General features: G+C 60.7%; 10 protein-coding genes. 3 read left to right on the forward strand and 7 right to left on the reverse strand.

Annotation, left to right across the window (positions count from 1 at the left end):
* Positions 1–192: 192 nt before the first annotated feature.
* Positions 193–1,320, reverse strand: coding sequence for a branched-chain amino acid ABC transporter substrate-binding protein (locus tag BM017_RS03400; RefSeq protein ID WP_058425228.1), 1,128 nt, complete (start codon positions 1,318–1,320; stop codon positions 193–195).
* Between the two features lie 341 nt (positions 1,321–1,661).
* On the opposite strand from BM017_RS03400, the gene BM017_RS03405 reads away from it, so the two are divergent.
* Positions 1,662–1,967, forward strand: a complete 306-nt coding sequence (locus tag BM017_RS03405) for a DUF2288 domain-containing protein (protein ID WP_092241248.1) — start codon at positions 1,662–1,664, stop codon at positions 1,965–1,967.
* Positions 1,968–2,255: 288 nt separating this feature from the next.
* Here BM017_RS03405 and BM017_RS03410 read toward each other — a convergent pair whose 3' ends face one another.
* From BM017_RS03410 to BM017_RS03420, 3 genes are all read right to left on the reverse strand, one after another.
* Complete coding sequence (locus tag BM017_RS03410) at positions 2,256–4,433, reverse strand: hypothetical protein (protein ID WP_071488853.1); 2,178 nt, start codon at positions 4,431–4,433, stop codon at positions 2,256–2,258.
* A gap of 204 nt (positions 4,434–4,637) precedes the next feature.
* Complete coding sequence (locus tag BM017_RS03415; RefSeq protein WP_092241250.1) at positions 4,638–6,902, reverse strand: putative bifunctional diguanylate cyclase/phosphodiesterase; 2,265 nt, start codon at positions 6,900–6,902, stop codon at positions 4,638–4,640.
* 139 nt (positions 6,903–7,041) lie between these two features.
* The gene (locus tag BM017_RS03420) at positions 7,042–7,407 is read right to left on the reverse strand and encodes a YkgJ family cysteine cluster protein (RefSeq protein ID WP_071488855.1); all 366 of its coding nucleotides are present in this window, start codon (positions 7,405–7,407) and stop codon (positions 7,042–7,044) included.
* Positions 7,408–7,658: 251 nt separating this feature from the next.
* On the opposite strand from BM017_RS03420, the gene BM017_RS03430 reads away from it, so the two are divergent.
* Positions 7,659–9,005, forward strand: coding sequence for a spinster family MFS transporter (locus BM017_RS03430; RefSeq protein ID WP_092241254.1), 1,347 nt, complete (start codon positions 7,659–7,661; stop codon positions 9,003–9,005).
* A 167-nt stretch (positions 9,006–9,172) separates the two neighbouring features.
* Here the strand turns inward: BM017_RS03430 and rapA are convergent, their stop codons facing one another.
* Positions 9,173–12,019: an RNA polymerase-associated protein RapA gene (rapA, locus tag BM017_RS03435; RefSeq protein ID WP_092241256.1), complete on the reverse strand. Its 2,847-nt coding sequence runs from the start codon at positions 12,017–12,019 to the stop codon at positions 9,173–9,175.
* 219 nt (positions 12,020–12,238) lie between these two features.
* Between rapA and BM017_RS03440 the strand changes: the two genes are divergently transcribed.
* Positions 12,239–12,580 (forward strand): aspartate-semialdehyde dehydrogenase, encoded by a 342-nt coding sequence (locus tag BM017_RS03440; protein ID WP_092241258.1) that lies wholly within the window; start codon positions 12,239–12,241, stop codon positions 12,578–12,580.
* On the opposite strand, the gene BM017_RS03445 is transcribed toward BM017_RS03440, so the two are convergent.
* A complete protein-coding gene (locus BM017_RS03445) occupies positions 12,577–13,758 on the reverse strand; it encodes an aminotransferase class V-fold PLP-dependent enzyme (RefSeq protein ID WP_092241260.1) in 1,182 nt (393 codons plus the stop codon). The two genes, BM017_RS03440 and BM017_RS03445, sit on opposite strands and share 4 nt — an antisense overlap.
* On the reverse strand, positions 13,755–14,225 hold the full coding sequence (locus BM017_RS03450; RefSeq protein WP_071488861.1) for a RidA family protein: 471 nt from the start codon (positions 14,223–14,225) through the stop codon (positions 13,755–13,757). The genes BM017_RS03445 and BM017_RS03450 overlap by 4 nt, the downstream gene beginning before the upstream one ends.
* Positions 14,226–14,290 lie beyond the last annotated feature (65 nt).

Here is a 14,290-nt window from a genome sequence, read left to right on the forward strand (position 1 = left end):
TGGAGTCATGTTCCGGCCCCGTGCTGTGTTCTGTGAGCACATTTGCACAAAGCGTTTGCCAGCGAACCGCTGGTGACGGTTTTAAGATTTTCAGGTGAGCCAGCGCCCGGATCGCGGGTGTCAGGCCCATAAACCTCGTAAAACAAAGCCCACTGCTCTCACAGTGGGCTTGTTGGACCAGTAACGCCTGGCTTACTGAGGGGAAACTTCGGTTTTTGGTTTACCGAAGTGCCATTCGTAGACCACGAACTTGAAGTCCTTCAGGTCGCCCTTGGCGTCGAAGCTCAGGTCGCCGGTTGGGGTCTTGAAGGTGCCAGCGTGGATGGCCGCAGCCACTTTGGCGGTGTCTTCGGACTTCGCGGCAGCGATACCGCCGGCGATGACTTCAACAGCCGAGTAGGCCGGGAACACGAACGGACCGGTAGGGTCCTGCTTGTTCTTGGTGAACTCTTCAACGATGGCCTTGTTGGCCGGATCGGTGTCGAACGACTTCGGCAGGGTAACCAGCAGGCCTTCGGAAGCGTTCTGGGCGATTTGCGAGATGGAGTCGTTGCCGACACCTTCCGGGCCCATGAACTTGGCGTTCACACCTTTTTCCTTGGCTTGGCGCAGGATCAGACCCAGCTCAGGGTGGTAGCCGCCGTAGTAGACGAAGTCGACGTTGGCTTGCTTGAGCTTCTGAATGAGCGAACCGAAGTCTTTGTCGCCGGCGTTGATGCCTTCGAAGAGGGCAACTTTCACGCCTTTCTTCTCGAGGGTCTGTTTAACGGCGGTGGCGATGCCTTCACCGTACTGCTGTTTGTCGTGAATGACCGCAACGACTTTTGGCTTCACGTGGTCGGCGATGTAGTTACCGGCCGCAGGGCCTTGGGCGCTGTCCAGGCCGATGGTGCGGAAGACCAGTTTGTAACCACGGGAAGTGATTTCCGGGCTGGTGGCAGCCGGGGTGATCATGATCACGCCTTCGTCTTCATAGATGTCGGAGGCTGGCTGAGTGGAGCTGGAGCAGAGGTGGCCGACCACGAACTTGACGCCGTCGTTGACCACTTTGTTGGCCACGGCAACGGCTTGTTTAGGATCGCAAGCGTCGTCGTACTCCTTGGCTTCAAGCATTTTGCCGTCGACGCCGCCCTTGGCGTTGATGTCGGCGATGGCTTGCTTGGCACCCATGAATTGCATGTCGCCGTATTGCGTCACAGGACCGGTTTTAGGACCTGCGATACCGATCTTGATGGTGTCGGCTGCGAACGAATGGCCGGCAACCCCAGCCAGGACCATAGCGGCAAACAGTTTGGAAATCTGCTTAGTAGCCTTATTCATAGTGCTCCACTCTTACTGTTGTATTTTTTATAGTTCTAGCGGCCTTGTGAGCTGCAGAACCGGATCAGATATCTCGGATATCCCCCCGGCAGTGCCCTGGCAACTGTACCGGTACAGTGTAGAGCGCCGGTTGATCGCTTGAAAAGCTGGCTGCTGGGGGCAAAACCCGGGTATGTCGCTTAAATGAAAGAAAAAGACAGAATTGCGGCGGGGTGATGCCAGAGTTCCGGGCAATCCTTGGCTTTCCTGACCCTTTCAATCGATGACGCATTTGCAACTGGGTTTTTCTGCCTGACGCTCGACGTTATGATTGCGCCGATTTTTTATTCAGGTGAACTCCCATGACGCAAGAACCTAGCACCCTCTATGCCAAGCTGCTCGGTGAAACTGCCGAAATTTCCTGGAAGGAGCTTGAGCCGTTCTTTGCCAAGGGTGCCCTATTGTGGGTCGACGCTGGCCTGGATTTGATCGAAGCGGCCGAAGGCATGGCCGAGGATAACCGCGACAAAGTCGCCGGGTGGCTGGCTGCGGGGAGCCTTGGCGAAGTGTCTGCGACGCGGGCGCTGGACCTGGTGGAGCGCGATCCGAGCCTGTGGGCGGTGGTGGTTTCGCCGTGGATTCTGATCCAGGAAAGGGCGGCGCAATAAAAGCCCGCACGAAAAAGGTGCGTCTTTTTTGCCGCGGTAAGTGTGTAGCGGAGTAACCGCTGAGGCGGTGATGGCATCTTGCCGTAGAGAAAGGTCACAGCCGAGGGTGACGTGCGCGTCACGGGAACAGTTGGGCGGGTGGCTAAACGGCTGCAGAATTGTTTCGTGGTGTGGCAAGGCTATACATTTTTTTGCAATACAGGCCGTCATCGCAGGCAAGCCAGCTCCCACATTTGAAATGCATTCCAAGTGTGGGAGCTGGCTTGCCTGCGATGGGCGCGCCTCGGTCTAAGCCGTCTTGCCGGTATGGTTGTTCAAGGAGATAACTTTGGTCTTGCCAATTCGGTGGCGGTAGATCTCACGCAGGTACTTGATCGCCTTCTTCACGCAATCCCGTGACAGGCGAATGTCATTGATCGACACGAACTTCTCCTTGTCGTTGATCAGCTCGCGGTACTTCTTCTCATACATCGGCTTGATCGCGTACCAGTTGGTATCGAGGATCTTCGCCGGGTTCTCGAACTCGTTGAGCAACTCGTCGATACGATCTTCGTCGAAGTCCTCGTGGATGATGAAGTCCAGGATCGAGTTATCCAGCGTGTCATCGAAGCGGTACGGGTTGCGCGCAAAACAGCGTTTGATGAAGGCCACGATCAATGTGAGGAAGTCATCCGACAGGCACGGGCTCTTGGCGATCAGGGTGGTCAGCGACAGGTTGGCCGAGGCGCCGATCACCAGGGCGTAGCGCTTGAGCGTGGTGTTGGGGAACAGGCTGTTGAGGTGGGTCTTGAGCCGATTCAGGTCCATGTAGGACAGCTTGTAGTCCTTGGGCAGCGACACAATCGAGACCACCGACGAGCAGTTCTTGAAGAAGTGCAGGTCATGCAGCGCGGCGGCGTCGTAGCCAGAGTTCTTGTACTGTTCCAGGGACGCCTTGTAGCGCTTGGATTCGATCGGCAACAGGCTGATGCCTTCGATGGCCTGGGTGACCTTGTTGAAGTGCGGCAGGTCGATGGAACGGAAGAACAGATCGTCGATGTTCAGGCGCTGCGGCTCTTTCTCGAACACCTTGAACTTGTCGTTCGACGGCGCCGGGGTTTCCGGGACCACGGACTCGGCGTAGGCAATCGCCACCGGGCCGGCCAGGCTCATGAACAGGTCGTTGGCATCCAGGCGAATGGTTTCGCCGATGTCGATGCCAGCGCGCCGGAAGTAGTTCTGGTCGTAGTCGGTGGTCACGGCCTGGGCGGTGAGGATGTTGAAGATCTGCTGGGAAATATACTGGTTGGCGTGTTTTTCCATGGCATTGACGTCAATGTTCTGGATATTGCCGTCATCGCTTTCTTCGGCATAACGCATGATGTCATTGGAGATCAGCATCATCGCGTTCCACGGCCGGATCCGTCCCTTCACGCTGGCTTCGCTGCTGTCTTCATTGGCGAAGTTGTACGAGAAATCCCATTCTTCCGACAGGTATTTGCACAGCAGTCGCCCGGCGTTGATGTGCAGCGCCTCGGACATTTCGCTGCGGTGGTCGGAAATGTTCGGCAGCACGCAGATGCCGCTGGTGAAGATCGGCTCGAACACAAAGGCGTGACCGCTTTTGCTGTCGTGCTCATCGGCGGGCTTGGTGTCGAAGGTCTTGTTCATGTACGAGTGTTGCTGGGCCAGGCCGAATTCCGAGGCCATGCCTGAACCCGTGCCGCCGCCGGCGCTGAAGATCGAGAAGTACAGGCGCGACTGGTTGGCCTTGATACCGCAGGAGTCGATCAGGTACGAGTGGATCATCTTCCAGTCGGGGCTGGAAAAACGCTGGGTGTCTTTGTTCAGGATGATCTTGGCCAGGTACTGGCCGAGGATTGGCGCGTTACCGGCGCCGCCAGCATGGACTTCCGACAGGTCCATGATTTTCATCTTGCTGTAGTCGCGCAGGAAACCGCTTTTCTCGCCCTTGCGCGAGAAGCGGATACGTCCGGCGATGTCCTTGTCCAGGTCGCCCAGCATCACCAGCGGCTCGACGAGGAATACCGGTTTGCTGGCCTTGCCGCTGCCCAGGCGCAGGTTGTTGCGGATCCACTGGGCCGGGCTGTAACCCTTGTCCTGTGACTTATCTTCATTGCTGAATTCGTTCAGGTAGAACTTGCGCGCGTTGTACACCAGTTCCGCTACGTCCAGCGCGATGTTCGAACCGCAGCGGCCCAGGCCGATCAGGCATACCGAGGGGAATTCCTGTTCGTTGCGCGGGTCGCTGTCGCCTTCCAGGTGGGGCGGGCGCGGGAACACCATGTCGCGCAGGCCGTCGAGGTTGTCGAGGATGCGGTCGGTATTGGTTTCGGTGAAGTACAGGTATTGCTGGGTGGCCAGCGGGCGGGCGGTGCTCAATGACTTTGAACCTGGGGGTGTGTCCGCAGGAGCTGGGAGCAATACGTCGGATACCACGGTGGCAGAGTTATTTTTAGAAGTCATTGTGCGCCATGTGCCTGGGCGGATGGCTGAAACAGATCAAGGGGCCATCACGGAATGGGTGTTCGCGACTTTGCAGTGCGTCCTTGTCCTGGACGATTGGGTTTTACCCCTTTGATTTCAGGGAAAACACGGCCGGACTCTGGTGAATCGGCCGTTCGTCGGAGTTCTTTAGGCAAATGATGGCGAAATGCCAAAGATTCGGCGTCAGCGAATTGGCCTGACGATGGACGTGGACCCACCGCGACCCGGGGCAGGTTCCTTTGGTGCACTGATGTCTTTGGCGGCCAGCGTACTGGTTGTGTGTAGCGGGTTACGCATGTTGATGCCTTGCATCACACCAACGATGTCACTGGCCGGCACCGCCGGGCTCAGCAGGTAACCCTGGACGAAATCGCAGCCATGCTTGAGCAGCACCTCGAACTGGGCCTGGGTTTCCACGCCTTCGGTCACGACTTCCAGGTGCAGGGTATGGGCCATGCCGATAACCGCCTGGACAATCTCGATATCGGCGGTGGACCTGGGAATATCCTGGATAAACGAGCGGTCGATCTTCAACGTGTTGAGTGGCAGGCGCTTGAGGTAGGCAAGGGAAGAGTAGCCGGTACCAAAGTCGTCGATGGCCAGCGATACGCCCAGCGCGCGGATTTGCCGCAGTAACGCCAGGGTACTGCTGATGTTGCCCATCAGTGCATTTTCGGTGACTTCCAGTTCCAGGCGGTTCGCGCCGATGCCACTGAAGCGCAAGGCGTCTTCGATTTCGTCCGCCAGCTCGTCACGGGCCAGGTTCAGGGCCGAGCAGTTCACCGCCATGGTCAGATCGGTGTAGCCCCGGTCAGACAGCAGGCTCAGGTCATGACAGGCCTGGCGCAATACCCAGTGGTCCAGTTCGGCAATCAGCCCGTTGCTTTCTGCGATACCGATAAACCGGTCCGGCGCCAGCAACCCATGCTGGGGATGTTGCCAGCGCACCAAGGCTTCCAGGCGTGTGACCTTGCCGAGTTTCATGTCAAAGATCGGTTGATAGAACAACACCAGTTGGTTGCGGGTGCGCAGGGCGCTGCGCAGTTCTTCCTCCAGTTGCAGTTCGAGGAACGCGCGGGTCTTCAGGTTGGAACTGAAGAAATTCAGGTTGTTACGCCCGGCGTCCTTGGACTGGTACAGCGCCAGGTCGGCGGTTTTCAGCAGCTCTTCGCAGGTCAGGCCATCGTCGGGGAACAGGCTGATGCCAATACTGGTGGTCATCACCATGCGCCGGCCGGCCAGTTCGATGGGTTCTTTCATCTGCTGCATGATGCGTTGGGCCAGGTGCCGCGCTTCGTCGCGGTGGTGGATGCTGATCAGGATGCAGAATTCATCGCCGCCAAAGCGCGCCACCACATCCGCGTGGCTGCGTACCGAGCCCTTGATATGCCCGGCCAGCACGGTGAGCAACTGGTCGCCGGCGTCATGCCCGAGGCTGTCATTGATGCGCTTGAAGTGGTCGATATCGAGGAAGATCACCGCCATCATGCCGTTGGACGCGGTTTTTTCGGCGAGCTTCTCCGCAAAGATCTGGTTGAAGCCGCGGCGATTGAGCAGGCTGGTGAGGGCGTCGTAATGCGCCACCTGTTGCAGCGATGCTCGGGCCTGGTCCAGTTCGCTGAGCAGGGCGTTGACCCGCCGCAGGTCGCGTTCCTTGTGCTGCAGTTTCTTGTCCGCCAGGGCGGCGCTGATGCTGCTGCCGATCACCAGCAGGGTGATAACGGCCACCGACAGGCCCAGTTGAATGGGGTTGTTATCCAGGGGTAACGAAAGGTCGGCCCCGGTGGGAACGATGAGTCGCATGGCCGCCATGCCGGTAAAGTGCATGCTCAGGATCCCGGCGCCGAGTACCAGGCTGGCAGCGTACTTGAGCAGTTGATGGAACACACCGGCGCCGGTACGCAGGTAGCTCGACAGCAACAGCGCAGACAGGCTGGCACCGATGGCGATGCCCACCGAGGCCATGAACAGTCCGGACTCGAAATAGACCTGGGCCTGTGAGCGCATGGCAGACATGCCGACGTAGTGCATCAATGCGATGCCGATGCCCATCCACACCGACGCCAGCAGGTACTGGTGGAAACGCAGGTTGGAATGACTGAGGGTTTGCATGGCGAACAACGAGGCGACCAACGCAATCAACAGCGAAGCAAACGTCATCAATAATTCGTAGTGGATTGCGATGGGGGCCTGGAAGGCCAGCATGCTGATGAAATGGGTGGACCAGATCCCGCCTGCCAGGCAACCGGCGCCGAGCCAGCGCCAATGACGTCTGGCGGTAGCGTCCTCGACATGGCCGACACGTTCGGCCATGTCCAGCGTACCGAAGCCGGCCGCGCAAGCGACCAGATAGGCGAGCAGCACCAGGAAGGGGTTATGACTGCAATTGAGTAATAAGTGCCCGCTCTCTGGAAGCTCGGTAAAAAAATGCAGACCTAGCCATTCCATAGCATGTCCCGTCATAGAGTCACGTCACTGCCTGAGGCGATGACCTATGAGGTCGAGTATAGAAGCATAGGAGAATGCGCAAGGAATAATGGCATTTTGCTTTGCTACGATTTTGGCATGCCGTCCATAGCGTTTGATGCTAAGCGCTGATCGGCAACGCCAGTTCCAAAGGCTGTTCCAGCGGTGCCAAGCCAAAGGCGGCACGGGCTGCATCACAATCGGCGTTGTGCACGCCCTCGTACCACGAGGACTCGAACTCGCGGCACACGCTTGAGCGCTGTTCGTAGATCGTGCAACGGGTGCCCTGGCCCACTTCGCCCTCAAGGCTGCAGCAGCGCGCGGGTTTCTGGTCGGTGCCGATCATTGCAACGCGGGTCGGGTTGATCTGCACCACCAGGTCATCGGGCACCGTGCCCCCCGACGAGGCGCACTCACCCCAGAAGAAAGACACACGAAAGTGTGAACAGCAGGCACCGCAATTCAGACACGGACTGGCTTCGGACATGGGCGTCATCAATAAGAAAAGTAGGTTGGGGATGCTACGGAAGGCTCGCCATTCTATCCGTGCCATGGCCGTTGGGAAGGGGGGCGCGCACTTATATTTTTGTGGGGAAAGTCCCGTGTTGCCGGGCGAAATCATGCCCTATCAGCTTTACGAATCATTACAGACAACCGGGCCCTGCCTGACTATGTTGCTGGTACCGGGCAGGATGCATCGGGCATCGCAGCTCTCATAACAATAAAAGAGACGGACCCATGCAGAACTCGACCCAAGCGGCGAATGCCTGGCGCATTCTGTTCCTGCTGTTCCTCGCCAACCTGTTCAACTTCTTCGACCGCACCATCCCGGCGATCATCATCGAGCCAATCCGCATGGAATGGCACCTGAGCGACTTTCAGCTCGGTATTATCGGCACCGCCTTCACCATCGTCTACGCGATTGCCGGGCTACCGCTCGGGCGGCTGGCCGACACCGGCTCACGCAGCAAACTGATGGGCTGGGGCCTGTTCGCCTGGAGCGGGCTGACGGCGGTCAATGGCCTGGTCGGCAGTTTCTGGACGTTTCTGCTGGTGCGCATGGGCATCGGTATTGGTGAGGCCAGCTATGCGCCGGCCGCCAACTCGCTGATTGGCGATCTGTTCCCGGCACACCGCCGTGCGCGGGCCATGGGGATCTTCATGCTGGGCCTGCCGTTGGGGTTGCTGCTGGCATTCTTCACCATCGGTTGGATGGTCAAGGCGTTCGACAGCTGGCGCGCTCCGTTCTTTATCGCCGCTGTGCCGGGGTTGATCCTGGCGGTGTTCATGTTCTATATCAAGGAGCCCAAGCGCGGCGCGGCAGAAACCGTGCAGGTTTCCCAGGAGCGTGTCGACCGCCCGATCCGTCGCGTGCTGGCGGTGCCGACCTTCCTGTGGCTGGTGTTGGCGGGGTTGTGCTTCAACTTCGCCACCTACGCCTGCAATTCGTTCCTGGTGCCGATGTTGCAGCGTTACTTCCTGATGCCCTTGCAGGACGCTGCGGTCGCCACCGGGGTGATCGTCGGCCTGACCGGCCTGGTGGGCCTGACCCTGGGCGGCTGGGTTGCCGACAAGATCCATCAGCGGGTCGCCAATGGCCGTCTCTTGTTTGCGGCGTTCAGTCTGATCATCTCTACCGTGACCACCGCGTGGGCTTTGCACGCCGGGCGCATCGAGATTGGTGTGTTCGTGGCGCTGTTCAGCGTGGGCTGGTTGTTTGCCTACAACTTCTACACCTGCGTGTACACAGCGATTCAGGACGTGGTCGAGCCGCGCCTGCGGGCCACGGCGATGGCGCTGTTCTTCGCAGGCTTGTATTTGCTGGGCGGCGGGATGGGGCCGATCGTGGTGGGTGGCTTATCTGACTACTTTGCCCATTCGGCGATGTATGCAGCGGGGGCGCAGCAGATGACCGAGGCTTACAAGGCGGTGGGATTGCACGATGCCATGTACCTGATTCCGGTGGCGTTGTTCCTGACCATGCTGTTCCTGTTCCAGGCGTCGCGCAGTTTTGTGCGCGATTCCAAGCGGATGAAGGATGGGTTGGGGACGGTTGAGGTGCCGGCTGCTGCTGCAACGGCCTGATAGTGAGGTGACGCCATCGGGGGCAAGCCCCCTCCCACATTTGACGGTGCTGTCATGTCGATCACCGATCAGTTGTGGGAGGGGGCTTGCCCCGATGGGGCCTCCAAGGCCAATGAAAAAGACCCGCATTGCGCGGGTCTTTTTCATTTAACAGGGCAGGGCGGTGATCAACCCGCCACCAACACCCGAATTGCTTCCAACCGCAGCGCCGCCTTGTCCAGCATGGCCAAACCTTGCTCGCGCTGATTGCGCAGGGCCACCAGCTCACTGTCACGCACGGTCGGGTTGACCGCCTGCAACGCCGTCAGGCGCGCCAGTTCTTCGTCGGTGTCCGCCGCCAGGCGACGCTTGGCCTCGGCCACACGCTCGGCGTGGCGCGGAGTGATCTTCTCTTCACCGGCGTTGATCCGTGGCGTGAGTTGATCGCGCTGGGCCTGCACGAACTTGTTGGCGCTGGCGCGTGGCACGCTTTCCAACTGGTCGTTGAGGGTTTCGAACGACACGCGGCTGGACAGGTCGTTGCCGTTCGCATCCAACAGGCAGCGCAGGGCGGCCGGCGGCAGGTAACGGCCCAGTTGCAGGGAGCGCGGGGCAACCACTTCGCTGACGTAGAGCAGTTCCAGCAACACGGTGCCCGGCTTGAGCGCCTTGTTCTTGATCAGCGCCACGGCGGTGTTGCCCATGGAGCCGGACAGCACCAAGTCCATGCCGCCCTGCACCATCGGGTGTTCCCAGGTGATGAACTGCATGTCTTCACGGGACAGTGCCTGGTTACGGTCGTAGGTGATGGTCACCCCTTCGTCGTCGCCCAGGGGGAAGCTGGCGTCGAGCATTTTTTCGCTGGGCTTGAGGATCAGCGCGTTTTCCGAATGGTCTTCGCTGTCGATACCGAACGCGTCGAACAGGGTTTCCATGTAGATCGGCAGGGCGAACTGGTCGTCCTGCTCGAGGATGTCTTCGACCAAGGCATCACCTTCACCCGCGCCGCCGGAATTGAGTTCCAGCAGGCGGTCGCGACCGGTGTGCAGCTCTTCTTCCAGGCGCTCTCGCTCGGCACGGGCCTCGTCGATCAGGGCGTGCCACTCGCCGTCGTCGGCGTTTTCCAGCAGCGGCAGCAGGCGCGGGCCGAACTGATGCTGCAAGGCGTTGCCGGTCGGGCAGGTGTTGAGGAACGCGTTCAGCGCTTCGTGGTACCACTGGAACAGGCGCTCTTGCGGGCTGGTTTCCAGGTACGGCACGTGCAGTTCGATCACGTGTTTCTGGCCGATCCGGTCCAGGCGGCCGATGCGCTGTTCCAACAGGTCGGGGTGGGACGGCAGGTCGAACAGCACCAGGTGATGGGAGAACTGGAAGTTGCGGCCTTCACTGCCGATTTCCGAGCAGATCAATACCTGGGCGCCAAACTCTTCATCGGCGAAGTAGGCGGCGGCGCGGTCACGCTCGAGGATGTTCATGCCCTCGTGGAACACCGTGGCCGGAATGCCGGAGCGTACGCGCAGGGCGTCTTCCAGGTCCATGGCAGTTTCGGCGTGGGCGCAGATCACCAGGACCTTGGTGCGCTTGAGCATTTTCAGCTGGTCGATCAGCCATTCGACCCGAGGGTCGAAGCGCCACCAGCGATTTTCTTCTTCGACGTCCGGCTGCGCCTGGAAGCTGACTTCGGGGTACAGCTCGGCGTGTTCGCCCAGCGGCAGCTCCAGGTATTCGTCCGGGTTCGGCAGCGGGTAGGCATGCAGCTTGCGCTCCGGGAAACCCTGCACGGCGGCGCGGGTGTTGCGGAACAGCACACGGCCGGTGCCGTGGCGGTCGAGCAGCTCACGCACCAGGCGCGCGCTGGCTTCGGTGTCGCCATCGTTGACGGCGGTGAGCAGGGCTTCACCTTCGTCGCCGAGGAAACCCTGGATGGTCTTGTGTGCGGCAGGGGACAGGCGACCCTTGTCCAGCAGCTCCTGCACGGCTTCGGCCACCGGGCGATAGTTCTCGCTCTCGGCGCGGAAGGCGGCGAGGTCATGGAAGCGGTTCGGGTCGAGCAGGCGCAGGCGCGCGAAGTGGCTGTCCTGGCCCAATTGCTCCGGGGTGGCGGTGAGCAGCAGCACGCCGGGAATCACTTCGGCCAGTTGCTCGACCAGCGCGTACTCGGGGCTGGCCTTGTCTTCATGCCACACCAGGTGGTGGGCTTCGTCGACCACCAGCAGGTCCCAGCCGGCGGCAAATAGCGCGTCCTGGGCCTTCTCGTCGTCGACCAGCCACTCCAGGGCGACCAACGCAAGCTGGGTGTCTTCGAACGGGTTGGTGGCATCGCTTTCGATAAAACGTTCTTCGTCGAACAGCGCCACCTGCAGGTTGAAACGGCGGCGCATTTCCACCAGCCATTGGTGCTGCAGGTTTTCCGGAACCAGGATCAACACGCGGTTGGCGCGGCCCGACAACAGTTGGCGATGGATCACCAGGCCGGCTTCGATGGTCTTGCCCAGGCCCACTTCGTCCGCCAGCAAGACCCGTGGCGCGATACGGTCGGCGACTTCACGGGCGATGTGCAGTTGGTGCGCGATAGGCTGCGCACGCACGCCACCCAGGCCCCACAACGAGGACTGCAACTGGCGGCTGGTGTGTTCCAGGGTGTGATAGCGCAGCGAGAACCAGGCCAGCGGGTCGATCTGCCCGGCGAACAGACGGTCGCTGGCCAGGCGGAACTGGATGAAGTTGGAGAGTTGGGTTTCCGGCAGGGTGACCTGCTCGTTCTGCCCATTGAGGCCGTGGTACACCAGCAGGCCGTCGACGTCGTCGACTTCCTGCACGGTCATTTTCCAGCCTTCGAAATGGGTGATGCTGTCGCCCGGCGAGAACCTCACGCGGGTGAGGGGCGCATTCCGTAGCGCATACTGACGAGTGTCGCCAGTGGCCGGATAGAGCACGGTCAACAAGCGCCCGTCCTGTGCCAGAACGGTGCCTAACCCCAGCTCTGCTTCGCTGTCACTAATCCAGCGTTGCCCCGGTTGATACTGCTGCGCCATGCTGCCTGACTCCCGCCGTGAAAAAGCCGACTATCTTAACGGAACAAGCCCCCACGCCCAAGGACTCTGACAAAAACTACTCCGTTTGCGTGGGGGGCCGGAAACCGAATCGACGGGTGGCGGGCACTTGGGAGTGTCGACTGGGTCACAGGTTGGCGAGCCTGTGCTCAAGTCACCCTGCAACCCGCCGACAGCCTGTTGATCAGGAGAATAATCACTATGCTTCCACCCATGCTGCCCGTCAGCGTTGTGCCGGTCACGTCACAACTCGATCCGGTGCGCCAGAAGCCGGACATACCGCCCGTGGTGCCCGTCCAGCCGGGCTCCAACGAGAGCACCATCGACCTGAAAAAAGGCGATGCCGAGACGTCGACCTTTTTGCTGCGCGAAGAACAGCGCCGCCAGCAGGAACAGCAGAGACGCCGGCGTGAAGCCGATGAAGACCCGGAGCAGCACCTGGCCATTCCGGGCGATTTGTTGAATGCCGACAACACCGTGCCAGTGGCGCCGCTGATCGAAGATGCACCGCGCCAGGGCCTTTGGGTGGACGTCGAGGTTTAGTCGCGCAACTCACGCAGAGCCGCTATCAGCAGCTGGATATCATGCTCGTTGTTGAGCGGGCTCACCGAGATCCGCGCCACGCTCTCCAGGCCACGCGCCTGCATATCCAGCGGGGTGTAGGCCACGCCGTTGGCGCCGATATTGATGCGTTTCAAGCCCAGGCGCCGCTTGAGTTCAAAGGCATCCCAGCCGGCGAGGTTGAAGGCGATCAAGCCGGATTGGCAAGTGCCCAGGTCATGCAGGGTAATGCCCGCAATCCCACGCAACGCTTCACGGATTTGCGCGCTGGTCTGCGAAACCCTCTCCCAGGCGCGCTCGACCCCCAGCCGATTCATCTCCTGCAGCGCATTGCCCAGCCCGGCCAGCAAGGCGAAGGATGCCTCGCTGGTTTCAAAGCGCCGTGTGTCATTGCGCAGATCGAAACCCTGGGCGGTCCAGGGCGCCGAAAACACATCGCGTTGGGCCGGGTTCAGGCGCCCGAGGAAATCCGGCCGCACATACAACAGCGCCGTCCCGCGTGGACCGCGCAGATGCTTTCTTCCGGCGGACTTGAGCACATCGCACTGCAATGCTTGTACGTCCACCGGCACCTGGCCGACGGCCTGGCCGGCGTCGATGAAGTAGGGGATGGCGTGACGCCTGGCCAGGTCACCGATGGCCTGGGCGGGGTTGATCAGGCCGCCGTTGGCCGGGAGCCACGTAAGGTCGATCAGCTTTACCCTGGCATCGAGCATCGACTCCAACGCCACCGGGCAGACCGCGCCGCTTGCATCGCAGGGGATGACTTCCACGCGGGCACCCGCTTGCACCGCCAGTTCCATGCTGGCCAGGTTGCCGCCCCATTCGTGACGGCCTACCAGAATGCGGTCGCCGGGTTGCCAGGGGCCCAGGGCCTGGAACGCCAGGCTCCAGGCGGTCGAACCACTGCTGGCAAACGCGATGGATGAGGCAGGAGCGTTGAGCAGTTGTGCGGCGGCGCGGCGGGCTCTTTCCACCAGCACGGCGCCATGTTCGCCAGCTTCCATCGGGCCGTCGCGAGCCTCCCGTTGCAGTTGTTCGAAGATCGCGTCGAGGGTTGCCTGGCTGGGCAGCGAGGCGCCGGCATGATTGAAGTGCACGATGCCGGACTGGCAGCCGGGCGTGTCATCCCGCAGGTGCTGGACTTCAAGCGGGCTCATGGGTGCAGCTCGAAAATCGCATCAACCTCCACGGCCACACCGGCCGGCAGGCTGGACACGCCAACGGCGGTGCGCACATGTCGGCCTTTTTCGCCAAGCGCATTGACCAGCAGGTTGGAGGCACCGTTGGCCACCACGCTCTGTTGCGTGAAGTCGCCGCTGCTGGCGATGAATACTCCCAGGCGCACGGTGCGCACCAGGCGCGACAGGTCATCGCCGAGGGCATTGCTCAACTGCCCCAGCAGGCCCAGCGCAGCGAGTTCCGCTGCTTGAGCACCTTCTGCATCGCTGAGCGACTCGCCCAACCGGCCCACATAGGCGGGTTTACCATCCACCAGTGGGATTTGCCCGGAGACGAACAGGTGATTCTGGCTGACCACGTGGTTGATGTAGTTGGCGATCGGCTGGCTGGGGGTTGGCAGCGTGAGGCCAAGGGCTTGCACGCGTTGGCGGAGGGAGTCGCTCATGATGAATCCTCTTGGGTCGGGAGGCTTCAGCATGTTGGCTGTATCGAGGCGCGACAAACGGATAG

The sequence above is a fragment of the Pseudomonas sp. NFPP04 genome, from assembly GCF_900113815.1.
GTDB lineage: Bacteria > Pseudomonadota > Gammaproteobacteria > Pseudomonadales > Pseudomonadaceae > Aquipseudomonas > Aquipseudomonas extremorientalis.

Excerpts from the sequence above, each read along its gene's own strand:
- BM017_RS03400 (WP_058425228.1), bottom strand. The coding sequence starts at position 1,320 with ATGAATAAGGCTACTAAGCAGATTTCCAAACTGTTTGCCGCTATGGTC.
- BM017_RS03405 (WP_092241248.1), top strand. The coding sequence starts at position 1,662 with ATGACGCAAGAACCTAGCACCCTCTATGCCAAGCTGCTCGGTGAAACT.
- BM017_RS03410 (WP_071488853.1), bottom strand. The coding sequence starts at position 4,433 with ATGACTTCTAAAAATAACTCTGCCACCGTGGTATCCGACGTATTGCTC.
- BM017_RS03415 (WP_092241250.1), bottom strand. The coding sequence starts at position 6,902 with ATGGAATGGCTAGGTCTGCATTTTTTTACCGAGCTTCCAGAGAGCGGG.
- BM017_RS03420 (WP_071488855.1), bottom strand. The coding sequence starts at position 7,407 with ATGTCCGAAGCCAGTCCGTGTCTGAATTGCGGTGCCTGCTGTTCACAC.
- BM017_RS03430 (WP_092241254.1), top strand. The coding sequence starts at position 7,659 with ATGCAGAACTCGACCCAAGCGGCGAATGCCTGGCGCATTCTGTTCCTG.
- rapA (WP_092241256.1), bottom strand. The coding sequence starts at position 12,019 with ATGGCGCAGCAGTATCAACCGGGGCAACGCTGGATTAGTGACAGCGAA.
- BM017_RS03440 (WP_092241258.1), top strand. The coding sequence starts at position 12,239 with ATGCTTCCACCCATGCTGCCCGTCAGCGTTGTGCCGGTCACGTCACAA.
- BM017_RS03445 (WP_092241260.1), bottom strand. The coding sequence starts at position 13,758 with ATGAGCCCGCTTGAAGTCCAGCACCTGCGGGATGACACGCCCGGCTGC.
- BM017_RS03450 (WP_071488861.1), bottom strand. The coding sequence starts at position 14,225 with ATGAGCGACTCCCTCCGCCAACGCGTGCAAGCCCTTGGCCTCACGCTG.